At 68.6% G+C, this 22,431-nt stretch carries 23 protein-coding genes and 1 tRNA gene; 10 read left to right on the top strand and 14 right to left on the bottom strand.

Going from position 1 to position 22,431, the window contains the following annotated elements:
• Nucleotides 1–53: 53 nt before the first annotated feature.
• From G4Z16_RS16445 to G4Z16_RS16425, 5 genes are all read right to left on the bottom strand, one after another.
• The gene (locus tag G4Z16_RS16445; protein ID WP_197351525.1) at nt 54–758 is read right to left on the bottom strand and encodes a DUF1775 domain-containing protein; all 705 of its coding nucleotides are present in this window, start codon (nt 756–758) and stop codon (nt 54–56) included.
• A gap of 54 nt (nt 759–812) precedes the next feature.
• Nucleotides 813–1,517, bottom strand: coding sequence for a hypothetical protein (locus G4Z16_RS16440; protein WP_197351524.1), 705 nt, complete (start codon nt 1,515–1,517; stop codon nt 813–815).
• A gap of 99 nt (nt 1,518–1,616) precedes the next feature.
• Complete coding sequence (locus G4Z16_RS16435) at nt 1,617–1,892, bottom strand: hypothetical protein (RefSeq protein WP_197351523.1); 276 nt, start codon at nt 1,890–1,892, stop codon at nt 1,617–1,619.
• Between the two features lie 175 nt (nt 1,893–2,067).
• Nucleotides 2,068–2,601, bottom strand: coding sequence for an MTB12 C-terminal domain-containing protein (locus G4Z16_RS33425; RefSeq protein ID WP_484600487.1), 534 nt, complete (start codon nt 2,599–2,601; stop codon nt 2,068–2,070).
• A gap of 216 nt (nt 2,602–2,817) precedes the next feature.
• Nucleotides 2,818–3,450, bottom strand: coding sequence for a TetR/AcrR family transcriptional regulator (locus G4Z16_RS16425; protein WP_197351521.1), 633 nt, complete (start codon nt 3,448–3,450; stop codon nt 2,818–2,820).
• 57 nt (nt 3,451–3,507) lie between these two features.
• On the opposite strand from G4Z16_RS16425, the gene G4Z16_RS16420 reads away from it, so the two are divergent.
• Nucleotides 3,508–4,593, top strand: coding sequence for a DUF2855 family protein (locus G4Z16_RS16420; RefSeq protein WP_197351520.1), 1,086 nt, complete (start codon nt 3,508–3,510; stop codon nt 4,591–4,593).
• Between the two features lie 245 nt (nt 4,594–4,838).
• Here G4Z16_RS16420 and G4Z16_RS16415 read toward each other — a convergent pair whose 3' ends face one another.
• Nucleotides 4,839–5,321, bottom strand: coding sequence for a MarR family winged helix-turn-helix transcriptional regulator (locus G4Z16_RS16415; RefSeq protein WP_197351519.1), 483 nt, complete (start codon nt 5,319–5,321; stop codon nt 4,839–4,841).
• Between the two features lie 50 nt (nt 5,322–5,371).
• On the opposite strand from G4Z16_RS16415, the gene G4Z16_RS16410 reads away from it, so the two are divergent.
• Nucleotides 5,372–5,785 carry a nuclear transport factor 2 family protein gene (locus G4Z16_RS16410; protein WP_197351518.1) on the top strand — a complete coding sequence of 138 codons (414 nt, stop codon included), beginning with the start codon at nt 5,372–5,374 and terminating at the stop codon, nt 5,783–5,785.
• A 297-nt stretch (nt 5,786–6,082) separates the two neighbouring features.
• Here the strand turns inward: G4Z16_RS16410 and G4Z16_RS16405 are convergent.
• Nucleotides 6,083–6,166: transfer RNA gene (locus tag G4Z16_RS16405), tRNA-Leu, on the bottom strand.
• Nucleotides 6,167–6,541: 375 nt separating this feature from the next.
• Here G4Z16_RS16405 and G4Z16_RS16400 point away from each other — a divergent pair.
• From G4Z16_RS16400 to pknB, 6 genes are all read left to right on the top strand, one after another.
• On the top strand, nt 6,542–7,360 hold the full coding sequence (locus G4Z16_RS16400) for an FHA domain-containing protein (protein WP_197351517.1): 819 nt from the start codon (nt 6,542–6,544) through the stop codon (nt 7,358–7,360).
• 9 nt (nt 7,361–7,369) lie between these two features.
• Nucleotides 7,370–7,876 (top strand): FHA domain-containing protein FhaB/FipA, encoded by a 507-nt coding sequence (locus tag G4Z16_RS16395; RefSeq protein WP_197351516.1) that lies wholly within the window; start codon nt 7,370–7,372, stop codon nt 7,874–7,876.
• A gap of 67 nt (nt 7,877–7,943) precedes the next feature.
• Nucleotides 7,944–9,443, top strand: coding sequence for a PP2C family protein-serine/threonine phosphatase (locus tag G4Z16_RS16390; RefSeq protein ID WP_425508084.1), 1,500 nt, complete (start codon nt 7,944–7,946; stop codon nt 9,441–9,443).
• Between the two features lie 16 nt (nt 9,444–9,459).
• On the top strand, nt 9,460–10,854 hold the full coding sequence (locus G4Z16_RS16385; RefSeq protein ID WP_197351514.1) for an FtsW/RodA/SpoVE family cell cycle protein: 1,395 nt from the start codon (nt 9,460–9,462) through the stop codon (nt 10,852–10,854).
• 46 nt (nt 10,855–10,900) lie between these two features.
• On the top strand, nt 10,901–12,367 hold the full coding sequence (locus tag G4Z16_RS16380) for a peptidoglycan D,D-transpeptidase FtsI family protein (protein WP_197351513.1): 1,467 nt from the start codon (nt 10,901–10,903) through the stop codon (nt 12,365–12,367).
• A 220-nt stretch (nt 12,368–12,587) separates the two neighbouring features.
• Nucleotides 12,588–14,570, top strand: a complete 1,983-nt coding sequence (gene pknB, locus G4Z16_RS16375; protein ID WP_197351512.1) for a Stk1 family PASTA domain-containing Ser/Thr kinase — start codon at nt 12,588–12,590, stop codon at nt 14,568–14,570.
• Nucleotides 14,571–14,689: 119 nt separating this feature from the next.
• Here pknB and G4Z16_RS16370 read toward each other — a convergent pair whose 3' ends face one another.
• The 5 genes from G4Z16_RS16370 to G4Z16_RS16350 all read right to left on the bottom strand — a co-directional run bounded on the left by G4Z16_RS16370 (nt 14,690) and on the right by G4Z16_RS16350 (nt 19,069).
• Nucleotides 14,690–15,457 carry a class E sortase gene (locus tag G4Z16_RS16370; RefSeq protein WP_343070835.1) on the bottom strand — a complete coding sequence of 256 codons (768 nt, stop codon included), beginning with the start codon at nt 15,455–15,457 and terminating at the stop codon, nt 14,690–14,692.
• A gap of 26 nt (nt 15,458–15,483) precedes the next feature.
• Entirely contained in the window at nt 15,484–16,809 is a 1,326-nt protein-coding gene (locus G4Z16_RS33280; RefSeq protein ID WP_197354658.1) for a class E sortase, read from the bottom strand.
• Between the two features lie 571 nt (nt 16,810–17,380).
• Complete coding sequence (locus tag G4Z16_RS16360) at nt 17,381–18,043, bottom strand: aminodeoxychorismate/anthranilate synthase component II (RefSeq protein ID WP_197351510.1); 663 nt, start codon at nt 18,041–18,043, stop codon at nt 17,381–17,383.
• Nucleotides 18,043–18,210 carry a hypothetical protein gene (locus G4Z16_RS16355; protein ID WP_028438332.1) on the bottom strand — a complete coding sequence of 56 codons (168 nt, stop codon included), beginning with the start codon at nt 18,208–18,210 and terminating at the stop codon, nt 18,043–18,045. The genes G4Z16_RS16360 and G4Z16_RS16355 overlap by 1 nt, the downstream gene beginning before the upstream one ends.
• A 121-nt stretch (nt 18,211–18,331) precedes the next feature.
• Complete coding sequence (locus G4Z16_RS16350) at nt 18,332–19,069, bottom strand: DUF881 domain-containing protein (RefSeq protein WP_197351509.1); 738 nt, start codon at nt 19,067–19,069, stop codon at nt 18,332–18,334.
• A gap of 125 nt (nt 19,070–19,194) precedes the next feature.
• Between G4Z16_RS16350 and crgA the strand changes: the two genes are divergently transcribed.
• Nucleotides 19,195–19,455: a cell division protein CrgA gene (crgA, locus tag G4Z16_RS16345; RefSeq protein ID WP_197351508.1), complete on the top strand. Its 261-nt coding sequence runs from the start codon at nt 19,195–19,197 to the stop codon at nt 19,453–19,455.
• Between the two features lie 361 nt (nt 19,456–19,816).
• Here crgA and G4Z16_RS16340 read toward each other — a convergent pair whose 3' ends face one another.
• Nucleotides 19,817–20,698, bottom strand: coding sequence for a rhomboid family intramembrane serine protease (locus tag G4Z16_RS16340; protein WP_343070834.1), 882 nt, complete (start codon nt 20,696–20,698; stop codon nt 19,817–19,819).
• Between the two features lie 127 nt (nt 20,699–20,825).
• Nucleotides 20,826–21,353: a peptidylprolyl isomerase gene (locus tag G4Z16_RS16335; RefSeq protein ID WP_197351506.1), complete on the bottom strand. Its 528-nt coding sequence runs from the start codon at nt 21,351–21,353 to the stop codon at nt 20,826–20,828.
• A gap of 206 nt (nt 21,354–21,559) precedes the next feature.
• Here G4Z16_RS16335 and G4Z16_RS16330 point away from each other — a divergent pair, with 206 nt between their 5' ends.
• Nucleotides 21,560–22,315, top strand: coding sequence for a DUF5324 family protein (locus G4Z16_RS16330; RefSeq protein WP_197351505.1), 756 nt, complete (start codon nt 21,560–21,562; stop codon nt 22,313–22,315).
• The last annotated feature ends 116 nt before the right edge of the window (nt 22,316–22,431 follow it).

The raw sequence follows: 22,431 nt of genomic DNA, 5'->3' as shown, positions 1-22,431 counted from the left end.
GCGTGGGGCACGGAACGAGTTCGGTCCGGTCCCGGACCCCACGCGGGTTGTTGCTACTTGCCCGAGTTCGCGCCGCGCCGCATCAGGAGCACTCCCGCTGCGCTGAGGGCGGCGAGGACGCCCGCCACGATGATGAACCAGACCGCCATGGGCAGTCCGTCGTCTTCCTTCGGGGCCGCCGCATCATCGGCCTGCTCGCTGGGAGACGGCTCAGCGCTGTCGTCACCGGAGGACTCCGGGGGCTCTGCCGATGCGCCGTCTTCGGCCGGTTCCAGCTTCAGCACCGGCGCGGGCGTCTCCGGTTCGGCCTTGCCCTCCTGCGGCACCTCGATCCACCGGTCGGTCCGGCCGTCGTCGTAGCTCTGCAGCGTCTTGAACGCCAGTTCCTCGGCGTCCGGCAACTGAGCTATCGAGATCGAGTGGTTCGCGTTCTCCCCTACGTCGACCTTGGGGCCTTCGACGGTGTATCCGTCGCCGGAAGCCTTGAACTTCCAGCCGTCGGGGCCGTCCTTGTAGGTGACGTCCTTCGCGTCGATGCCTTCGGGCAGGGTCACGTCGAGCTTGGTGATGCCCGCGCTGTCGGACTCCGATTCGGCTTCGAAGGTGATGGTGACGTCCTTCGCGAGCGCCCGTGCGCCTTCGGCCTCGACTTCGACATGCGCGGCAGCCGGCCCAGCGGTGGCCGTCACGAGCGCGGCAGTGACAGCCGCGACGATGCCCACGCGGCTCGCGCGGGCGGGTAGAGCTGTTCGGGACATGAGTGATGCTCCAAGAATGTGGTGGAAGAGGGCGGCCTCGGCCGCCCCGCGGGTTCAGGCGATCCCGAACCCCTGCGGAGGACCGCGCCGTACCACCACATCGGCGAGCACCGAGGTCTTCGGCGGTGAGCGTTCCCAGCACAGGCCCGGCCGGGGAACCGGCTTCGGGCCCCACCGGGCCGGCGACCAGCCCCATGCCGAGAACATCCGGCCGATGGCGGCCACGAGCAGCGCCACCGCGCCCGCTCCGCTCGTCGTCAAGGACCAGCACGCCGCGTCGGCGCGGTGCATCGCGACGGCGATGAGCAGCGCGACCAGTACGTGCGCCACCGTCATCGTCAGCGAGTGCTGCAGCCGGAAGTGCCATGCGCCGTGCGAAGCGAGCAGCCCACCGCCGGGGACGGCCGTGGAAGCCGCAGCGTGACCGTGGCCCTGGCCGGACATCGCCACGGCGGAGTGTGTGACGTGGAGACCGCCCAGCACCTCGTGCAGCCCGGCCTGCGCAGCCAGGCACCCGAGGGTGACTGCTCCCAGGGAACGCCGGCGCCTCGCTCCGAACAGCCCCGCGACGAACAGCAGTCCGGCTGCCGCGCCGACCCTCGCCGACGACACCGGCTGCCCGGTGAGCAGATGGTGGGCCCCTACGCCCAGGGCCAAGCTGATCAGTGCGAACAGGCCCGCACGTGCAGCGGCCAGGGGAGCTCCGGTCAGCAGGTCAAGAGCCTGCTGACCGGCAGTCGCCCGGCGCGTGCGTGGCATGGTCGCTCATCATCGGCCATGACACCTGGTACAGGAAGGCGAACCGATGAGCCCGTCGGCCGGTCGCCGGTCGGCAGCCCGGTCAGCAGCTCTCCGTAATCAGCGAGTCACCGCGAACATCAGCGCGACGACAAGAATCGCCAGGGCTCCGAGAGTGGCGCCTATGAGGGAGGGCCCGAAGTTCGTCGCGACGCCTCGTTCGCTGCGCCTGACACCTATCGCGCCGAGGACGAGCGCGAGCGGGCCGGCGACCGCGGCGACCACATCGCCCATGACCGGGACGAAGGAGAAGAGAAACGCGACCACGCCCATGGAGAGGGAGATGTCCCCGGGGCGGTTCGGACGCGAGGTCTCGCGCGTTCCGTCAGGCGCCATGCGGTCCTCAGACCTGCACTCTCCGGCATCGCCGAAAGTGCGGGGAAGTCGAAGCCAAGGGAGGCCGAGTGTAGGTCACTGTCCACAGTCATGTGACCGGAGCCGGGCTGCACGATGCGGGCCCTCGGTCTTTTGTCCCAGCAGCCTGACCGTTCAGGATCGGCGGGACGGTCGTTCACTCACACATCCCCGAGCGGGGCACATCGTTGCCGAACCCGGCGAGCGTGCACATGGTCTGCAGCGAGACCTTCCAGGTGCCGTCCTGCCGGACCGCTGTGCCCTCCTCGGACGATCTCACCACTTCGCCGTTCCGGGTCAGGGAATAGGTGACGTGTGCTTCGGTGGCCGAGTCGTAGCTCGTCTCTTCGATGTGTGAGCGCAGTTGCTCGGCGCCTTCGTCGTGAGCGAACGCCTCGATCATGAGCGCTTGTGTCTCTCCGTCCTCGACCACGCCAACCTTCTCCTTGACGGTCCGGCCCGGAGAGAAGAGTGACTCCCAATTCCTGGTCAGCTGCGCGGTGGCGCGCGCAGCGTCCTTGGGGGCGGTGGCCGTCGTCGACGGTGCCGACGGTGAAGGGGATCCGGTGGCGCTCTTCGCAGGAGGAGACGGCGTCGATGTGTGGGATGAGGGCGATGTGGTCGGCTTCCTTGCAGGCTTCTCCTCTCCGGAGCAGCCTGCGCCGAAGGCAAGCGCTACGGCGAGGGCCACGGCGCCCGCACTGCGCGGGATCGAGAGGGACACGGCACTCCCATCGCAGGATCAGCTCGGGACAAACGTACCCGTCGCAGCAGACCCTCTGACTGCGCGCGAGCATCGGCTCTCGCTGCTCTCGGAGTTCGGAGTCGACGCCTCCGTAAGGCCATTGAAGGACCTGCCGTCCGAACTCTCCAGCACTTCCACAGGAGTTGAGCCCCGCTCTCCGGGTCACGCCTGGGGCATGCGCAGCGCGTTCATCCAGAGCCGGGTGAGGGTCTCCACCAAGGTCTCGAAGGGCAGAGGCTGATCGGCGGCGAATGTCACGTACGCGAGACGGCTGACCATCGCGCTGAGCGCCCGGGCGGTGACGGCCGGGTCGAGTTCAGGGTCGGCGAGTCCCGCCTCCTGGAGCCGCGTGATCGCTGCGGCGCTGCGGTCGATGAACGCCTGCGAGCGCTGCAGCCGCAGCTGCAGGAACCGGCGGTCCACGGCGGCGGCCTGCTCCATGGCGGCCATCAGTGCGGCGTTGCGGCGGTATGACTCGAGATAGGCCCGGTTCGCTTCCTCGACACCGAGCCGCAGCTCGGTGCGGCTGGAATCGCTTACTCCCGCGTGCAGCATCTCGTCCTGCAGGTCCGCGAGGACGGCTGCGAAGACGTCGTCCTTGGAGGCGAAGTGGGTGTAGAAGCTGCCGGTGGCCACCCCTGCCTCGGCCGCGATGTCGACGATCCGGGAGTCCAGGTAACCGTCCCGTTCGAAGATCCGCCGAGCGCCCGCGACCAGGGCGTCCCGGGTGCGGGTCCCACGCGGGGTGCGCCGGGGGGCGGAGGTGTCGGACGGTGCGGGCTCGGCAGACGGCATGCTCGGCATACTAGTCACCATTGAATCCGAATCCGGATTCAAGTACGTTTCCCTGCCATGGACGCCACTGCCCTACCGGACGGCTGGAACCTGGTCGTCGGACGCACTGATCTCTCGACCGCGCAGCTGGTCGCCGCGCCGGTCCCGGAGCTGCGGGACGGGGAGGCGCTGCTGCGGGTCGATCGCGTCGGCCTCACCGCCAACAACGTCACCTACGCCGCGCTCGGAGACTCCTTCCGCTACTGGGAGTTCTTCCCCACCCGCGCAGGCTGGGGCATCGTCCCTCTCTGGGGCTTTGCAGAGGTCGTCGCCTCCCGGGTCGACGGCATCGAGCCCGGCAGCCGCCTCTACGGCTACTTGCCATCGGGGAGCCACCTGCTGGTGCGCCCGGGCCGGGTGGACGAGCGCGGCTTCCGGGACGCGAACCCCCACCGCGCGACGCTGCCGACGCCCTACAACGCCTACACGCTCACCACGAGCGATCTCGCATACGAAGCGGACCGCGAAGACCTGCAGATCCTCTACCGCCCGCTGTTCTGGACCTCTTTCATGCTGGCCGACTGGCTCGTCGACAACTCGTTCCTGGGGGCCCGCACCGTCGTCCTGTCGTCCGCGTCGAGCAAGACCGCCTACGGCGCGGCCTTCCTGCTCCAGGGACAGGGATGCGAGGTGGTGGGCCTGACTTCGCGGCGCAACGTGGACTTCACCGAGAGCCTCGGCTGCTACGACCAGGTGCTCGCCTACGAGGACGCCACCTCCCTCTCCCCCTCGCAGCCCGCCCTGTACGCCGACTTCGCAGGCGATGAGGCCCTGACCGCCACTCTGCGCACCCACCTCGGCGATGCTCTTGTGCACCACGTCGTGGTCGGCGTCACCAACCAGCAGCCCGGCCCCGCCGGCACCCTGGACGACACCGGACCGGGCATGTTCTTCGCACCCGACCAGATGCGAAAGCGCGTCGCCGAGTGGGGCCGCGAAGGGCTGAACCGCCGCTTCGCCGACGCCTGGCGGAGGTTCGCCCCTGTCGTCGAGGGGTGGGTCGACGTCGTTCACAGCCACGGCCCCTCGGCCCTGGAGAAGGTCTGGCACGAGGTCCAGTCCGGACAGACCGCCCCGCGCACCGGCCATGTCGTCGTCCTCTGACGAGGGGTGACAGGTCCCGCGGAGCGCCCGACTCGACGTGTGCGTCCCCCACTTCGACCGGGACCGCCACCACGTCGTCGAGGTCTGCCTCCACCGGCTGCCACCTCGCACCCGCTCCGGCGTGATCAACTCCTGCATGCGAAACGGAAGATCACCAGGCAGTTGACCGTCACTGCTCGCCGATCTCCACCTGGTCCTTGCGGATCGGCAGCCAGAATGGCCCGTGCCGCACCGCAGCCTCTCCGTCAACGCGGCGGCCTGACATCGCGACGGTGGATCGCCGCCGCGCCTCCCAGTTCGTCGAGGAGACCGACAAGTACCGACCGGGCTGCGTCAAAAGCCACCGGATCGGAGTGCTCACGCAGACGTCCCTCGAGTCGTTCGCGCGCACGCCGAGCGGCACTGACGGCGTCCCTGCCCCGGTGCGTGAGGACGACATGGCGGATGCGGGCGTCATGAGGGCTTGGCAGGCGTTCGACATAGCCGAGCCGCTCCAGCTCCGCGACAACCTTGGAGGCTCCCTGCTGGGTCATGTCGAGCTTCGCTGACAGGTCACTCACCGTCGGCCGCGCGTCGATCAAGTGCTGGAACACGTACCCGTGGGACATCCGTAGGTCGCCGAAGCCCATCGAGGCGAGGTCTGCCTGGATCGCGCTGGTGGCGGCGAAGCCGACGAACAGAGCGAGGCTGCCCAGATCGAGGCTGGATGGATCAACTGATTCGCGCATGCCCCCAGCATCTATTTGACAACCACGGTTGTGCAACTAGGGTTGTGCATATGATGCAATCCGACGGACCCCCCAACGTGCGTACCGCTCTCCGCTACCACGAAGCAGTGGCCCGGCTGGCGGCACCGGAGGAACTCAAGCAGTTCCTGCACCCGGACATGGTCCACGCCCAACTGCCCAACGCGCTGTTTCCGGCGGGCGTCGACCGTGATCTCACAGAGAGTCTCGCCGCATATGCGCAGGCCCGCACGCTGCTGACCGGTCAGCACTACGAAGTGATCAATGCAGTGGCCTCCGGCGACCAGGTCGCACTGGAGGTCAAATGGTCCGGCACGCTGGCTGTCCCCTTCGGGAACCTGCCGGCAGGCCACGTCATGCGCGCGCACATCGCGGCCTTCCTCGAATTCCGGGACGGGAAGATCATCGCTCAGCGCAATTACGACTGCTACGAGCCGCTCTCTTAGCCTCATGTCAGCGGGCGGCCCCGGGAGAAGACGTCCGCAGAGGAGGCTGGGTGAACGGGCCCCTGCCCGACCCGGCCTGATCCCCAAGCCTGGTGAACTCGGGCCACCGCAACTGAAGATCATCAAGTAGGGCCCGTATGGGGGGATTTGCCCCAGTGCGGACCTTATGCGTAGAAGATGGTCTTTCGTGGGAGATCAACCGTCTCAGCGAGACGCCTGAAGCACGCGCACCCAACGAGAAGCGGGCCCCGTCGCGACTTTCGTCACTGACCGGGACCCGCTCGGTGTCTCTCTGTGTGCGCGAGGGGGGAGTTGAACCCCCACGTCCTTTCGGACACTGGAACCTGAATCCAGCGCGTCTGCCTATTCCGCCACCCGCGCATCGGGTGCCCCCCGCCGTGAGCGGAGAGACGGCCGGAGGACCAACCTGAGGGGCCTGCCGACGCCCAAAAGATTAGCACGCTGGCAGCGGTGGCTTCACATCCCGGGTCGCCCCCGCAGGTGCCCGTACGACTACGGGACACTGGCTTCGGGGACGGTGCGATCCATGCGAGGGTGTGACGGCGAGGACGAGGGAGTGCGTGGTGTGAGAGGTGACACTCCTCTGTCGGGCCCCCTTGGGGAACCACCCGTTTTCCCCGCGCGTGGATACGATCAGTAAGCAGTACCGGACCGACGTACGAACACAGCATGCGCGCCCCCAGGTGACACTGGAAGGCGCACTAGAGCCGAGGGCATCTGGGAAGGAGGTGCAACGTGGGAGTTCTGAAGCGCTTCGAGCAGCGACTTGAGGGTCTGGTCAACGGCACCTTCGCGAAGGTGTTCAAGTCCGAGGTACAGCCTGTGGAGATCGCGGGCGCCCTCCAGCGTGAATGCGACAACAACGCGACGATCTGGAACCGCGACCGGACGGTCGTGCCGAACGACTTCATCGTCGAACTGAGCGCACCCGACTACGAGCGCCTCAGCCCGTACTCCGGTCAGCTGGGTGACGAACTGGGCGGAATGGTACGCGACTACGCAAAGCAGCAGCGATACACCTTCATGGGCTCGGTCAAGGTCCACCTGGAGAAGGCCGAGGAACTCGACACCGGTCTCTACCGTGTGCGCAGCCGCACCCTTGCCTCCAGCGCGTCGCAGCAGCCGCAGCGCGCTTCGGGCGCACCTAACAACGCCTATGGCGGCCAAGGCGGTTACCCGCCCGGAGCCAGCCCGGCGGGCGCACCGCCCATGCCGGCGGGACCGCCGCCCGGCTTCGCGCCCGGCGGCGGCGGAGGTTCCATGCCGCGCGCCGAGACGAGGCGCTGGATCGAGATCAACGGCAACCGCCACCAGATCTCCCGCCCGACCCTCGTTCTGGGCCGCAGCACCGAGGCCGACGTGCGCGTCGACGACCCCGGGGTCTCGCGTCGTCACTGCGAGATCCGCGCGGGAGACCCGGCGTCGATCCAGGATCTCGGATCGACGAACGGCATCGTGGTGGACGGACAGCACACCACTCGCGCTACGCTCCGCGACGGTTCACGCATCGTCGTGGGCAGCACCACGATCATTTACCGGCAAGCCGAAGGGTGAAGCGGGGGCATGTCAGAGCTGACCCTCACGGTCATGCGGCTGGGTTTTCTCGCCGTACTGTGGCTGTTCGTCATCGTGGCCGTGCAGGTCATCCGCAGCGATCTGTTCGGCACGCGCGTGACGCAGCGCGCCGCTCGCCGGGCCGAGGGGCAGCGGCCGCAGCAGCGCCAGCAGCCCTCGCGTCAGCAGAGCGGCCGCCGTGGCGGCGGTGGCCGGCGGAACGCACCCAGCAAGCTGGTCGTCACCGAAGGGTCGTTGACCGGCACCACGGTGGCGCTGCAGGGTCAGACCATCACGCTCGGCCGTGCGCACGATTCCACAATCGTGCTGGATGACGACTACGCCTCGAGCAGGCATGCCAGGATCTACCCGGACCGAGACGGCCAGTGGATCGTCGAGGATCTCGGGTCCACCAACGGCACCTATCTCGACCGGACCCGACTCACCACACCGACGCCGATTCAGCCCGGAGCGCCGATTCGCATCGGCAAGACGGTCATCGAGCTGCGGAAGTAGTACAGATCATGACGACCGGAGGGTGGGCACCGTGCGGATGTATCCGGAGCCGACGGGCGAGGTGCGCATGAGTCTGTCACTGCGCTTCGCCGCCGGATCTCACGACGGCATGATCCGGGACCACAACGAGGACTCCGGATACGCCGGCCCGCGCCTGCTCGCGGTCGCCGACGGCATGGGCGGCCAGGCCGCCGGCGAGGTCGCCAGTTCCGAGGTGATCTCCACGATCGTCCAGCTCGACGAGGACATCCCGGGCTCCGACCTCCTCACTTCGCTCGGCGTCGCAGTGCAGCGCGCCAACGACCAGCTGCGCGTGATGGTCGAGGAGGACCCGCAGCTGGAAGGCATGGGCACGACGCTCACCGCCCTGCTGTGGACGGGCCGCCGGCTCGGCCTCGTACACGTCGGCGACTCCCGCGCGTACCTGCTCCGTGACGGACAGCTCACGCAGATCACGCAGGACCACACCTGGGTGCAGAAGCTGGTCGACGAGGGCCGCATCACCGAGGAGGAAGCCACCACCCACCCGCAGCGCTCCCTGCTGATGCGCGCGCTGGGCAGCGGCGACCACGTCGAACCCGACCTGTCCATCAGGGAAGTTCGCGCCGGCGACCGGTACCTCATCTGCTCCGACGGCCTCCCGACCGTCGTCAGCCCGCAGACCATCGAGGAAGCGCTCGCCAGCTACCAGGGTCCGCAGGAGACGGTGCACGACCTGATCCAGCTGGCGCTGCGCGGCGGCGGTCCCGACAACATCACGTGCATCGTCGCGGACGTCGTCGATGTCGACGAGAACGACGCCATGGGGCGGCAGTTGAACGACACCCCTGTCGTCGTCGGCGCCGTCGCGGAGTCGCAGACGCCGCTCGGCGGCGACCTCGGTGCCATGCGGACCCCGGCCGCCCGCGCGGCCGAACTCGGCCGCAGCGCGGGCCAGTCCGTGCCGTCGCAGAACCCGGGCGAGGGCTTCGGGCCCCCCGGCAGCGGCAACATGGGCGGCGCGGGGGACGGGAGCTTCGGCCGGTACACCGAGGACGACTTCGTCAAGCACGGGGGCGGCAGAAGGTGGCTGCGCCGGTCCATGTGGATCGCCATGATCCTCATCATCGTCGGCGGCGGACTCTACGGCGGCTACCGCTGGACCCAGACCCAGTACTACGTCGGCGCCAACGACGACCACATCGCGCTCTACCGCGGCATCAGCCAGGAGCTCGCGGGGATCAGCCTCAACGAGGTCTACCAGGACCGTCCCGGGGTCGAACTCAAGTACCTGCCCGGCTACCAGCGCAACCAGGTCCGCGAGACCATCGCGTCCAGCAGCGTGGGTGAAGCCCGGGACAAGGCCGACGAGTTGGAGGAGCAGGCCAAGGTCTGCCGGATCATCGCCGAGCAGCCCGTCGAGCCCCCGGCCGACGAGAACAAGAAGAAGGACGAGCAGAACAAGCAGGGTGACGCGGACAAGAACTCCGCCCAGACCAAGGACCCCAGCGATTCTCCGTCGCCCTCGCCGAGCCCGAAGCTGTCGGAGAAGCAGCAGCAGCTCGCCAAGCAGTGCACCGCGCCGTAGGGGGGCTCCGGCAGCAATGAGCAGCAACGTGATGACCAACACCGGCAGCAATACGACGGTCTCCCCCGGAGGCCTGCCCAGCCGGCGCAACACCGAGATGGCGATGCTCATCTTCGCCGTGCTCATCCCGGTGTTCGCCTACGCCAACGTCGGCCTGGCCAAGGACGGGGCGCTCCCCGCCGGCATGCTCGGCTACGGCCTCGGCCTGTGCCTGCTCGCCGGCGTCGCGCACATGGTCGTCCGGCGCTGGGCCCCGTACGCGGACCCGCTGATGCTGCCCATCGCCACGCTCCTCAACGGCATGGGCCTCGTGCTCATCTACAGGCTCGACCTCGAGCCGCTGCCGGGCGGTGCCGCCGCCCCCACGCAGCTGATGTGGTCCACGCTCGGTGTCGGGCTCTTCGTCGCCGTCCTTGTCTTCCTCAAGGACCACCGTGTGCTCCAGCGCTACACCTACATCTCGATGGTGACGGCGCTGATCCTGCTGATCCTCCCGGTCTTCTTCCCGGCCCGCTTCGGCGCCCGCATCTGGATCACGATCCCCGGCGTCGGCTCCCTCCAGCCCGGAGAGTTCGCGAAGATCATCATCGCGGTGTTCTTCGCCGGCTACCTGATGGTCAAGCGCGACGCGCTCGCCCTCGCCAGCCGCCGCTTCATGGGCCTCTACCTGCCCCGCGGCCGCGACCTGGGCCCCATCCTCGTCATCTGGGCGCTCTCGGTCCTCATCCTCGTCTTCGAGACGGACCTGGGCACCTCGATGCTCTTCTTCGGCCTCTTCGTGGTCATGCTGTACGTCGCCACGGAGCGCACCAGCTGGATCGTCTTCGGCCTCGCGCTGACCGTCGTGGGCGCCGTCGCCGTCGCCAGCTTCGAGCCGCACGTCCAGAGCCGCGTCGACGACTGGCTCGACCCCATGCAGGCCTTCAAGAACGGCTCGGAGCAGCCCGCGCAGGCGCTGTGGGCCTTCGGCTCCGGCGGAGTCCTCGGCTCGGGGCTCGGGCAGGGCTTCTCGCGGCTCATCGGCTTCGCGGCCAAGAGCGACTACATCTTCGCCACGGTCGGCGAGGAACTGGGCCTCACCGGCGTCATGGCCATGCTGCTCCTGTACGGGCTGCTCGTGGAGCGCGGCATCCGCACCTCCCTCGCGGCCCGCGACCCCTTCGGCAAGCTGCTCGCCGTCGGCCTCTCCGCGGCGTTCGGCATCCAGGTCTTCGTCGTCGCCGGCGGCGTGATGGGGCTCATCCCGCTCACCGGCATGACGATGCCCTTCCTCGCGCAGGGCGGTTCGTCCGTCATCGCCAACTGGGCGCTGGTGGCGATCCTGCTCAAGATCAGCGATACGGCGCGCAGGCCTGCCCCGGCACCTGCGCCATCACCGGACGCCGAGATGACGCAGGTGGTCCGACCATGACGACGAGCGCGCACGTGACCCGGCAATCCGTGAGAGGTGAAGCACAGTGAACAAGCCGCTGCGCCGGATCGCGATCTTCTGCGGCCTGCTCGTGCTCGCCCTGCTGGCACGCGACAACTGGATCCAGCTCGTACAGGCCGACGAACTCAAGACCGATCCGAAGAACCGCCGCGTCGCCATCGCGCGCTACTCGCAGCCGCGCGGCAACATCATCGTCGACGGCAAGTCGATCACCGGCTCCACCGACACCAAGAGCGGCGACTTCCGCTACAAGCGCACGTACAAGAACGGCCCGATGTGGTCGCCGGTGACCGGCTACGCCTCACAGGCGTTCGGCGCGAACCAGCTCGAAGCCCTCAACGACGGCATCCTCACCGGCGACGACGACCGGCTCTTCTTCAACCGCACGATCGACATGCTCACGGGCAAGCCGCAGAAGGGCGGGAACGTCGTCACGACGCTCAACGCCAAGGCGCAGAAGGCGGCGTTCGACGGCCTCGGCGACAAGAAGGGCGCGGTCGCGGCGATAAACCCGAAGACCGGCGCCATCCTCGCCCTGGCGAGCACCCCGTCCTACGACCCGTCCAGCTTCGCGGGGAACGGCAAGTCCGACACCGCCGAGTGGTCGAAGCTGCAGAAGGAGCAGAACGACGAGGAGCCCATGCTCAACAGGGCCCTGCGGCAGACCTACCCGCCCGGTTCGACGTTCAAGGTCGTCACGGCGGCTGCAGGCCTGGAGAGCGGCGAGTACGACCTGGACAAGGCGACCGACAGCGAGGACCCGTACAAGCTGCCCGACTCGCAGACCAAGCTCGGCAACGAGGGCAACATCCCCTGCGAGAACGCCACGGTGCGCAACGCGCTGCGCTACTCCTGCAACACCGTCTTCGCGAAGATGAGCCACAAGATCGGCAACGAGCAGATGATCGAGACGGCGAACAAGTTCGGCTTCAACGACAAGGAGCTGGACACCCCGGTCCGCGCCGCCGAGAGCGTCTACCCGAAGGACAACAGGCCGCAGAACGCCATGGCCGGCATCGGACAGGCCAGCAACCGCGCGACGCCGCTGCAGATGGCGATGGTCGCCTCCTCGGTGGCCAACAACGGCGCCCTGATGAAGCCGTACATGGTGGACCAGCTGGTCGCGCCGAACCTGAACGTCGTCGAGCAGCACAAGCCCTCGGAGATGAGCCGGCCGCTCTCCTCGGAGAACGCGCAGAAGCTTCAGCAGGGCATGGAGACCGTGGTCCAGAAGGGCACGGGAACCAGTGCGCAGATCCCGGGCGTCACAGTCGGAGGCAAGACCGGCACCGCCCAGCGCGGTGAGAACAACAGCGAGAACCCGTACGCGTGGTTCATCTCATACGCGAAGGATCAGGACGGTTCCGTCCCCGTCGCGGTGGCCGTGGTCATCGAGGGTTCGGACACACTCCGCAGCGACATCGCGGGCGGCAAGCTCGCCGCTCCGGTCGCCAAGGGCGTGATGAAGGCAGTGCTCGAGGGCAAGCAATGACGTACTCGGCGCTCACCGCCAAGATCCACCAGGGCACGGCAGTTCCCCAGGTGGATTCCGGAGACGTGACCGAAACCACCCCGGCGGCACCGCAAGTGGTGACGTCAGTCACCTCAGTCACGACCGACCCGCACGAGTGGGCGGGTACCGTATCCCGAGCAGCACACCGCCGTGCCGTACGTCAGATACGGGCCCGGACGAACGGAGAGGGCTGGAGACTATGGAAGAGCCGCGTCGCCTCGGCGGCCGGTACGAGCTGGGCTCGGTGCTCGGCCGCGGTGGCATGGCCGAGGTGTACCTCGCCCATGACACGCGCCTGGGCAGGACCGTCGCGGTCAAGACGCTCCGCGTCGACCTGGCTCGTGACCCGTCGTTCCAGGCCCGGTTCCGCCGCGAGGCCCAGTCGGCCGCATCGCTGAACCATCCCGCGATCGTCGCTGTCTACGACACCGGCGAGGACTACGTGGACGGCGTCTCCATCCCGTACATCGTGATGGAGTACGTGGACGGCTCCACTCTCCGCGAACTGCTGCACTCCGGACGCAAGCTGCTGCCGGAGCGTGCGATGGAGATGTGCGTCGGGATCCTCCAGGCCCTGGAGTACTCCCACCGCAGCGGCATCGTGCACCGCGACATCAAGCCGGCCAACGTCATGCTCACCCGCAACGGCCAGGTCAAGGTCATGGACTTCGGCATCGCGCGGGCCATGGGCGACTCCGGCATGACCATGACGCAGACCGCCGCCGTGATCGGCACGGCTCAGTACCTCTCCCCGGAGCAGGCCAAGGGCGAGCAGGTCGACTCCCGCTCCGACCTGTACTCCACGGGCTGCCTGGTCTACGAACTGCTCACCAACCGCCCGCCGTTCGTCGGTGACTCACCGGTCGCGGTGGCCTACCAGCACGTACGGGAAGATCCTCAGCCACCGACGGTCTTCGATCCGGAGATCTCGCCGGACATGGAAGCGATCGTCCTGAAGGCCCTGGTCAAGGACCCGGACTACCGGTACCAGAGCGCCGATGAGATGCGCGCCGACATAGAGGCGTGCCTCGACGGTCAGCCCGTCGCCGCCACCGCCGCCATGGGCGCGGTCGGCTACGGCGGCTACCCCGACGACCAGCCCACCACGGCGCTGCGGGCGCAGGATCCACAGACCTCGATGATGCCCCCCGTCGGCGACGACAACGGGGGCTACTACGACGACGGACGCGGCAGGCGGCGCGGTGGGAACCGCAGCAACGCCTCCACCATCCTGCTCGTCCTCGCGGCGATCTTCATCCTCGTCGGCGCGATCTTCATCGGCAAGACGATCTTCGGCGGAGGGCCGGGGGACACCGTCGAGGTGCCCGCGCTCGCCGGGCAGAGCTACAAGCAGGCCAAGGCGCTCGGCAGCAACGGTGGCTTCGAAGTCGCAAAGGGCGAGGACAAGTTCTGCGACCAGAAGAAGAACACGGTCTGCTCGTCGGACCCGGCCAAGGGCGAGGAGATCAAGCGCGGCGACACGGTCACCGTGGCCATGTCGAAGGGCCCGGCCCCGGCCGAGGTCCCCGATGTGGAGGGGAAGTCCTACGCCAACGCCAAGCAGGAGCTGATCGGCGCGGGGTTCAAGGTCAAGCGGAAGTTCCAGCAGTCCGACGAGACGCCGGGCACCGTGCTGACGCAGGATCCGAACGGCGGCGGCAAGGCGCCGAAGAACTCGACCATAGTTCTGACCGTCGCGCAGGAGCAGACGCGGCAGGTGCCCAACGTGGTCGGCCAGCAGTTCGACGCCGCGAAGACGCAGCTGGAAGCCGCGGGCTTCGAGGTGGCCAGCAAGGAGCAGGACGCTCCCGACAAGCCCGCGGGCGAGGTTCTCGCGCAGGACCCGGCGGCCAACCAGGAGGCCAAGGCCGGCTCCCAGGTGACGCTGACCATCGCCAAGGCGCCCAACGACGAGCCCGCGACCGTCCCCGACGTCACGGACCAGCTGGTCAAGGACGCCCGGAAGACGCTTGAGGAGGCGGGCTTCCAGGTCCAGGTCCAGGGTGCGCCCGACGAGAACAACGCCACCGTGATCACCACCAACCCGCCCGCCAACACCCAGGGCAAGAAGGGCGACACGATCACCATCTTCGCCCGCCAGGGACAGCCGGGTGACGACGACGGTGACGACGGCATCTTCGGAGGCCCCGACGGGCAGGCCGGCAGGAAGGGCAAGAACTAGCGAAGGGCGCCGGAGCACGGCGCACACGTGAACGCGCCCCCGCGGCATCGCTGCGGGGGCGCATTCGTGTCGAGTGCTCGTCCTGCCGGGCGGTCAGGTCCTGCCAACAGGCAGGCGTATCAGCGCAGTTCCTCCGGCGGGGTCCGCTTCGAATCGACGTCCTCAGTGCGCTCCAGCTCGCCCCACACCACGTACCGGTACTTGGAGGTGAAGACCGGCGTGCAGGTGGTGAGCGTGATGTACCGCCCCTCGGTTTTCTTGCCCGAGCCCTTCGGCACCGGATCCAGCACGTCGACGTTGTACTTGCTCGTGCGCGGCAGGATCGAGAAGACCTTGTAGACGAACCACGTGTTCTTCGTCTCGAAGACGACCGCGTCGCCCTTCTCGATCTTGTCGATCTTGTGGAACTTCGCGCCGTGCCCGTCACGGTGGGCCGCCAGCGCGAAGTTGCCCGACTGGTCCTGCGGCATCCCCGACTTGACCGGCTTCGTGTAGTAGCCCGCCGCGCCCTTGTTGAGCTCCTTCGCGTCCGTGCCCTTCATCACCAGCACGTCGTCGCGCGACATGGACGGCACGTGCAGGAAGCCGATGCCGTCCTTGGTGTCGAGGGCTCCCGGGGTGCGGTCGTGAAGCCAGCTCTCGCGCACCTTCTCGCCCGCGCGCTTGGAATCGCGTTCGGCCAGCACGTTCGTCCACCACAGCGAATAGGCGACGAAGAGCGCGAGCACGACACCTGCCGTGATGAGGAGTTCACCCACGAAGCCCACCATCGCCCCCAGGCGGCGACGGCGTGTGGCCCGGCGTCCACGCTCGGACGCGGGGTGCGGTGGCGGGAGAGACGACGACGCGCCGGGCCCCCCGCCCTTGACGTGTTTGGTCTGTGACACCGCTTACCGCCCGTTTCTGCTGTCCCCTACTCGACGAGAGCGTCCGGTTTGCCCTTGCTCCGCGGACGCTCCTCGACCATTTTGCCCCAGACGATGAGCCGGTATTTCGAAGTGAATTCGGGCGTGCACGTCGTCAACGTGATGTACCGGCCCGGGCGTTCGAAACCGGCGCCCTCCGGAACGGGCTCGATGACCCGGGTGTTCGAAGGAGAGGTGGACGGCAGCCGGTTGGCCATCTTGTACGTGTAGAACTTGGTGGCGGTCTCCACGACGATGTCGTCGCCGCCGACGAGGCGGTTGATGTAACGGAACGGCTCACCATGGGTGTTGCGGTGGCCCGCCAGGGCGAAGTTGCCCTTCGTGTCCCACGGCATCGCGGTCTTGAAGGGCTGCTTGTCGTAGTGCCCGACGAGGCCCTTGTCGAGCACCGCCGGCTTCGAGATCCCTTGCGCGATGGGGACCCTGACGTCCAGCTTCGGAAGGTAGAGGATCGCGAATCCCTCACCGGGCGCGAAGTCCTCGGCCTTGCGCTCCGGGTCCAGCCCGCCCTTCTTGCCGCCCTTCCACTGGTCCTGGAGGCTCTGCGCGGCGCCGCCGGCTTCCTGTCCGGCCAGTACGTTCGTCCACCACAGCTGGTACGCGACGAACAGCAGCATCAACACACCGGCGGATATGAAGACTTCGCCCAGGAAGCGGCTGGCGATGATCGCGGGACCCTCGCGGCGTGCCCGCTCCGCGCGCCTGGCCTCCAGCCGGGTGCCGGCGGTGCGCGGCGGAGGCGCACTGCCGCCCCTGCCGCGGTGCTGGGCGGCGCGGCGGCGGGCCGCCCGTCCGCCGAACTCCTCCGAGCCGGGCCGTACCAGACCGACGGTGCGTGTGTTCGTCTGCTCGTCGTCGTCCGCGGCGTCACGCGGGGAGCGATCCGCCGCCGGGCCGGGCGAGGTCCCACGAGTCGTGCGGGGCGCAGCACTGCCGGGCTCGTCGACGACGGGCAGCTGTGAGGTCTCGGAGAGCCCTGGCGCAGGACGGTGCGGGGACGCGGGGCCGGACGCATCCCGTCCGTGCCCCGGGCGGCCCGCGCCCGGCGTCTGCGGCGTCTGGGTCGACTGAGGCGTCTGCGGACGGGGAGCGGGAGCATCAACGGGACGGTCCCCGGCGCCCGGCCGGCGAAGCTGCCTGGTGACGGGTGGCCCGGCGGCCGTTCCCGCGCCGGCCTGCCAGGCCTGGCTCCGGTCCTGGTCCTGCCACTGCCGCGGTGAGGCCGACTGCCCGCCGCCGTAAGGGACTTGGCGGCCGCCGTACTCCTGGCTCGGGGAGGAGTGCCGGTCCTGCGCAGAGTGTCCGCCGGGCAGATGTGCCGGCCGGCTCTGCTGCCCCTGACCCTGCGGTGCGGGTCCGCTGGCCCCCGTGCCCGGCCCCGCCTCACGGTGAGGACGGAACCAGGGCGAGACGCCCTCCGGCTGCTGCTCCGCCTGAGGGGTCCGGGGGCCTGCTGCCCTTGCTGCCGGCCTTCGTACGTCCCCGGTGCGTAGTTCTGGGAGGGGTAGCCCTGCGAGGCGCGGTCCTGGGACGCGTAAGCCTGGGACGAGTGGTCCTGCGAGCCATGGCCCTGCGTGGTGTAGCCCTGCGCCTGATACCCCTGCCCCGGCGGGTTCTGTGCCGCTGCGGGATAACCCTGAGCGGACCCTCCGCCCGTACGACGGGAGCTCTGGCCCGGCAGCGGGTCGCTCAGCGGATCGTCGAGCGCGTCGACCGCGCGCTGGAACTCCCCGCCCTGCCCGTAGGACCAGCCGTCCCGGGAGGCCCGTGGACTGTACGGGTCCTCGTCGTCCCGCTCACCATAGGGATCGCCGTACGCGTTCCCGTACGGATCGCCGCCGTACGGCCGCCCGTAGGCGTTCTCCCCTTCGGGGGGCATCCCCCTCACCTGCCCCCCGCGGCCGCGCCACCGGCAGCGCCGACCCGCACACCGGACAGACCGGCGGCACGCTCGACGGCACCCGGGTCGCCGCACTCCGCAAGCCAGTTGGCGAGCATCAGGTGGCCCCACTCGGTCAGCACCGACTCGGGGTGGAACTGCACGCCCTCGACCGGCAGTTCACGGTGGCGCAGCCCCATCACGAGACCGCCCGCGGTGCGCGCCGTCACCTCCAGGCCCTCGGGTACGTCGCCGCCGTCCACGCCCAGCGAGTGGTAGCGGGTGGCGGTGAACGGGGAGGGCAGGCCGGCGAAGACGCCGGACCCCTCGTGCAGCACCTGCGAGGTCTTCCCGTGCAGCAGCTCGGGCGCGCGCCCGACGGTCCCGCCGTACGCGACGGCCATCGACTGCATTCCGAGGCAGACGCCGAAGACGGGCACGCCGTTGGTGGCGCAGTGCCGCACCATCTCCACGCAGACACCGGCCTCTTCGGGGGTGCCGGGACCCGGCGAGAGGAGCACGCCGTCGAACCCGTCGTCGGCGTGGCGCAGTTCGGTCTCGTCGTTCCGCACGACCTCGCACTCGGCACCCAACTGGTACAGGTACTGGACGAGGTTGAAGACGAAGCTGTCGTAGTTGTCGACGACGAGAATGCGGGCCGTGCCCATCAGCTGCCACCGCCGTCGACGGTCACGTCGTTGAACGGCAGCAGCGGCTCCGCCCAGGGGAAGACGTACTGAAAGAGCAGAAAAACGACCCCGAGCGCCAGCACGAGCGAGCAGAACGCCCGCACCCACGTGTTGCCAGGCAGATGCCGCCAGATCCAGCCGTACATCCCTGCGTGCCGTCCCTTCCCTACCGTCGGTCCTCGCCTTTCGGGCGCGCACACCAGAGTACGGGGCCACGCCAGGGCGAAGTGGGCCAGTCGGTCAAGTGCGTCCGAGCCCGTGCCCGCTTCACCCGGTCGGCTTCGCGTAGCGAAGGTCGACGGTGCCGGAATAACCAGGGAGCGTCACGGACTTGCGCTCGTCGACCTTCCAGCCGAGGTCGTACGCGTCGACGTACTGGAGGTAGTTCTGGATCGCGGGCGAGCTGTCGAGTGCCTTCTGCAGCTGCTCCTGCTCGCCGACGGCGGTCACCTTGTACGGGGGTGAGTAGACGCGGCCCTGAAGGATCAGGGTGTTGCCGACGCAGCGCACGGCGCTCGTCGAGATCAGGCGCTGGTCCATGATCTTGATGCCCTTCGCGCCGCCCTGCCAGAGCGCGTTGACGACGGCCTGCAGGTCCTGCTGGTGGATGACGAGGTCGTTGGCCTGCGGCTCGGGCACTCCGGGGACCTGGGCGGTGGCGTTGGGAGGCGCGTCGTCGAGGGTGACGGTCAGACCCGCACCGGAGACCTTCTTGGTGCCGGCGTCCTTCTCCAAGCCGGACAGCTTCCGGTTCTCCTCGGTGCTGCTTCCGCTGTCGCGCTGTGCGAGGCGGTCGACCTGGCTGCGCACGGCGGCGGCGGAGGAGTCGAGTTCGGCGTTCTTGCGGCTGCGTTCCTGAATGAGGTCGGACAGCCGCAGCATCGAGGAGTCAGATCGCAGATCGGTACCATGTGCGGTGTTGAAACTGATCCAGAAAATGAGCCCGGCGAGGGCGAAGACCCCCAGAGTGGCCAGCCGTGCAGGACGGATTCGCAATCTGGTCACTACCCTCGTCTCCCTCCACCGCGGGGAAGCACTACGCTAACGGACCACCACAGCGTCACATCCCCCTCGGGTCCCCGTTCCGAGGGGCATCGCGGTAAGGGAAGCCGTCGACAGGAGAGACTCTCGTGCCGAAGTCACGGATCCGCAAAAAGGAAGATTTCACTCCGCCCCCGGAGAAGAAGGCGACCGAGATCAGTCTCGGCACGACGGGCGGCAGGTGGGTCGCGCCGTTGATGCTGGCCATGTTCCTCATCGGGCTCGCGTGGATCGTGCTGTTCTACGTGACCCAGAGCAAGCTGCCCGTCGAGGCGCTCGGCTCCTGGAACATCGTCGTCGGCTTCGGCTTCATCGCTGCGGGCTTCGTCGTCTCCACGCAGTGGAAGTAGCGGCTCCCTTCTCCGGCACGCGCTGAGTGCCGGTTCCTGCAGACGTTCGACTCCGCCCCGGGGCGCTCCCCCGAGGGGCGTGCTCACGTGCTGCGATGCCGCTCGCACGACGAGTTATCCACAGCCTGATCCACAGGGCTGGATAACTTTCACAAGATCTGTGGATAACTCTGAGTGAGTTGACGCCCGTACTATCGGTAATTTCTGCAGCTCAACTGCCCCCGGGGCCCCTGTGCAGGGAAAACGTACCTCTGAGCGAGTCTGGACAGCCGTTCCGTACGCCATGCACAAGATCCGGAACGTGCTGTGGACAACGAGTCGAAATGCCCGGTCAGAGCGGGTGTTCCGAGGGCGGAAGGACTCAGGGCACCAGCTGGAGCGTCCGTACGAGGCACGCCGCCACGATCAGCAGCGCCATCACCGCGCACGAGCCGTACTGCACCAGCAGACGGTTCTTCCGCGGCGCGTGCACCATGGCGTACGCGATCAGCGCGCCCACGACCAGTCCGCCGATGTGCGCCTGCCAGGAGATGCCCTGCCAGGTGAAGGTGAAGACCAGGTTGATGCCGAGCAGGATCAGGATGGGCCGCATGTCGTAGTTCAGGCGGCGCATGAGCACGGCCGTCGCACCGAAGAGCCCGAAGATCGCACCGGACGCACCGAGCGAGGCCTGTCCTGGAGCGGAGACCAGGAAGGTCAGGGCGCTGCCGCCCAGCCCGGAGAGCAGATAGAGCGCGCTGAAGCGCAGGCGTCCGAGCGCCGCCTCGAGCGGCGGGCCCAGGAACCACAGGCCCAGCATGTTCATCGCGATGTGCCAGACCTCCTGGTGCAGGAACATCGAGGTCAGCAGCCGGTACCACTGTCCCTCCGCCACGCCTTCGACCGGCCCGTACGGTTCGGTGACCGCCTGGCCGAACAGAAGCAGGCCGTTGACCAGCCGGTCGCCCGCGATGAGGACCGCGACGAAGACGGCCGCGTTGATGCCCAGCAGGATCTTGGTGATCAGGCGGCGGTCGGCGGCGATCACCCCGCCCGCTATCGTGCGCGGCGCACTCGCGGACGGCGAGTGACCGGTGCCGGATCCCGACTTCACGCACTCGGGGCACTGGAATCCGACGGAGGCCGGGACCATACATTCAGGACATATGGGGCGCTCGCAGCGGACACAGCTGATGCCGGTCTCCCGGTCCGGGTGCCGGTAGCAGTACGTCACCCGCGGTTCCGTCCGGTGCTGGTCCTCCACGGCCCTTCCCTCCCCCTCGTCCCGGTCTCACGTCGTGCGGAACTGTTCCGCCTCGTCTTCTCCTACGGTCAGGCGGGGCGGAACAGTTCCCGGCGGGGCCGCGCCCTCGCCGGAGAGAACGCCCGCCTCAGCGGCGCTCGATGGTGACCGACTCCAGGACGACGTCCTGCACGGGCCGGTCGGTGCGCGGGTTGGTCTGGATTCCCGCGATGGTGTCCACGACCTTCTGGGAGGCGGCATCCGTGACCTCGCCGAAGATGGTGTGCTTGCCGGTGAGCCAGGCTGTGGCGCCGACGGTGATGAAGAACTGCGAACCGTTCGTGCCCGGGCCGGCGTTCGCCATGGCAAGCAGGTACGGCTTGCTGAAGGCGAGGTCCGGGTGGATCTCGTCCCCGAACTCGTATCCCGGGCCACCCGTGCCGTTGCCCAGCGGGTCACCGCCCTGGATCATGAATCCGCTGATCACACGGTGGAAGACGGTTCCGTCGTAGAGCTTGCCGGTCGTCTTCTGGCCGGTCTCCGGGTGGGTCCATTCACGCGAGCCCTCTGCGAGCTCGACGAAGTTCTTGACCGTCTTCGGCGCGTGGTTCGGGAAGAGCTGTACCTCGATGTCGCCGTGATTGGTCTTCAGGGTGGCGTAGAGCTGCTCGGCCACGATCTACCTTCCATCTGTCTGCGTTGACCCGTCCGATCCTGCCACGTACCGGGGCGGCCGCGAGCACGTGCGGGTGACCCGGATGCCCCCACGCAACGGGCTTGAGTGGACGCAGCCAGGCATGATCTTCGAAACGGGTGGAAAACGACACTGTGTCCGGGGGAGGACCCACCAGCCCGTGACACGCCACCGAGGAGGAGGTACCTGTGACCCGCATGGACACCGTGCGCGCCGCGACCGGGAACACCAAGGAAAGCGTGCGGCACGCAGCGGAGGTCATGGCACCCTACGCAGAGAGTGCCAGGGACGCCGCAGTGCAGTACGCGCACGAGGCGGGTGAGCGGCTGGGGCCGAAGGTCTCGCACGCCGCGCGGCAGGCCCGGTCCTCAGCACGCGACGGATACGACCAGCTCGTCGTGCCCCGTATCGCCAAGGCCCGGAAGAGCCTTCCGCCCGAACTCGACAGGGCCGCGACCAAGGCCGCCAAGCGCACCCGCAAGGCCGCCCGCAAGGCCACCGACTACGCCGCGCCGCGCATCGAGAGCGCCGTCGCGGACGCCCGCAGCGCCTCGGGGCCGGTGCGGGAGGAAGCCGCGTCCCGCAGTGCCGCGGCATTCGCCGCCCTGCGGGGGCAGGTGTCGGCCAGGGAGATCGAGAAGCTCGTGCGCAAGCGTGAGAAGCGTGCGCGCCGAGGACGTCTTGCCAAGCGGCTCGGACTGCTGGGCCTGCTGGCGGGCGGCGCCTACGCCGCCTGGCGCTGGTGGGACAAGCAGGCCAACCCCGACTGGCTCGTCGAGCCGCCCGAGGCCACGGAGGTCGGCGACCGGGCTCCGCTGTCGTCGGTCGGCGGAGGTGCCGCCGCCGAACGCCGGGCCGGTGACGGGCAGCTGGACCCCGAGGTCGAGGCGAAGGCCAAGGAGGCCAAGGACGCCGAGACGAAGGCAAGGAAGCGCGGCCACTAGAACCCGGCCACCGCAGGAACGAAGGGCCGAGGAGACGGCCGGTCGCGACGCAACAGCGGGCCGGCGGGCAGAGCGGATGCCCGCCGGCCCGCGCGCGTCCGGCGGGACGCTTCCGG

It is taken from the genome of Streptomyces bathyalis (assembly GCF_015910445.1).
Lineage (GTDB): Bacteria > Actinomycetota > Actinomycetes > Streptomycetales > Streptomycetaceae > Streptomyces > Streptomyces bathyalis.
The sequence above is the reverse complement of the archived record's forward strand: the minus strand, read 5'-3'. Positions and strand labels throughout refer to the sequence as shown.

Excerpts from the sequence above, each read along its gene's own strand:
- G4Z16_RS16445 (WP_197351525.1), bottom strand. The coding sequence starts at position 758 with ATGTCCCGAACAGCTCTACCCGCCCGCGCGAGCCGCGTGGGCATCGTC.
- G4Z16_RS16440 (WP_197351524.1), bottom strand. The coding sequence starts at position 1,517 with ATGCCACGCACGCGCCGGGCGACTGCCGGTCAGCAGGCTCTTGACCTG.
- G4Z16_RS16435 (WP_197351523.1), bottom strand. The coding sequence starts at position 1,892 with ATGGCGCCTGACGGAACGCGCGAGACCTCGCGTCCGAACCGCCCCGGG.
- G4Z16_RS16425 (WP_197351521.1), bottom strand. The coding sequence starts at position 3,450 with ATGCCGTCTGCCGAGCCCGCACCGTCCGACACCTCCGCCCCCCGGCGC.
- G4Z16_RS16420 (WP_197351520.1), top strand. The coding sequence starts at position 3,508 with ATGGACGCCACTGCCCTACCGGACGGCTGGAACCTGGTCGTCGGACGC.
- G4Z16_RS16415 (WP_197351519.1), bottom strand. The coding sequence starts at position 5,321 with ATGCGCGAATCAGTTGATCCATCCAGCCTCGATCTGGGCAGCCTCGCT.
- G4Z16_RS16410 (WP_197351518.1), top strand. The coding sequence starts at position 5,372 with ATGATGCAATCCGACGGACCCCCCAACGTGCGTACCGCTCTCCGCTAC.
- G4Z16_RS16395 (WP_197351516.1), top strand. The coding sequence starts at position 7,370 with ATGTCAGAGCTGACCCTCACGGTCATGCGGCTGGGTTTTCTCGCCGTA.
- G4Z16_RS16390 (WP_425508084.1), top strand. The coding sequence starts at position 7,944 with ATGAGTCTGTCACTGCGCTTCGCCGCCGGATCTCACGACGGCATGATC.
- G4Z16_RS16385 (WP_197351514.1), top strand. The coding sequence starts at position 9,460 with ATGAGCAGCAACGTGATGACCAACACCGGCAGCAATACGACGGTCTCC.
- pknB (WP_197351512.1), top strand. The coding sequence starts at position 12,588 with ATGGAAGAGCCGCGTCGCCTCGGCGGCCGGTACGAGCTGGGCTCGGTG.
- G4Z16_RS16360 (WP_197351510.1), bottom strand. The coding sequence starts at position 18,043 with ATGGGCACGGCCCGCATTCTCGTCGTCGACAACTACGACAGCTTCGTC.
- G4Z16_RS16355 (WP_028438332.1), bottom strand. The coding sequence starts at position 18,210 with ATGTACGGCTGGATCTGGCGGCATCTGCCTGGCAACACGTGGGTGCGG.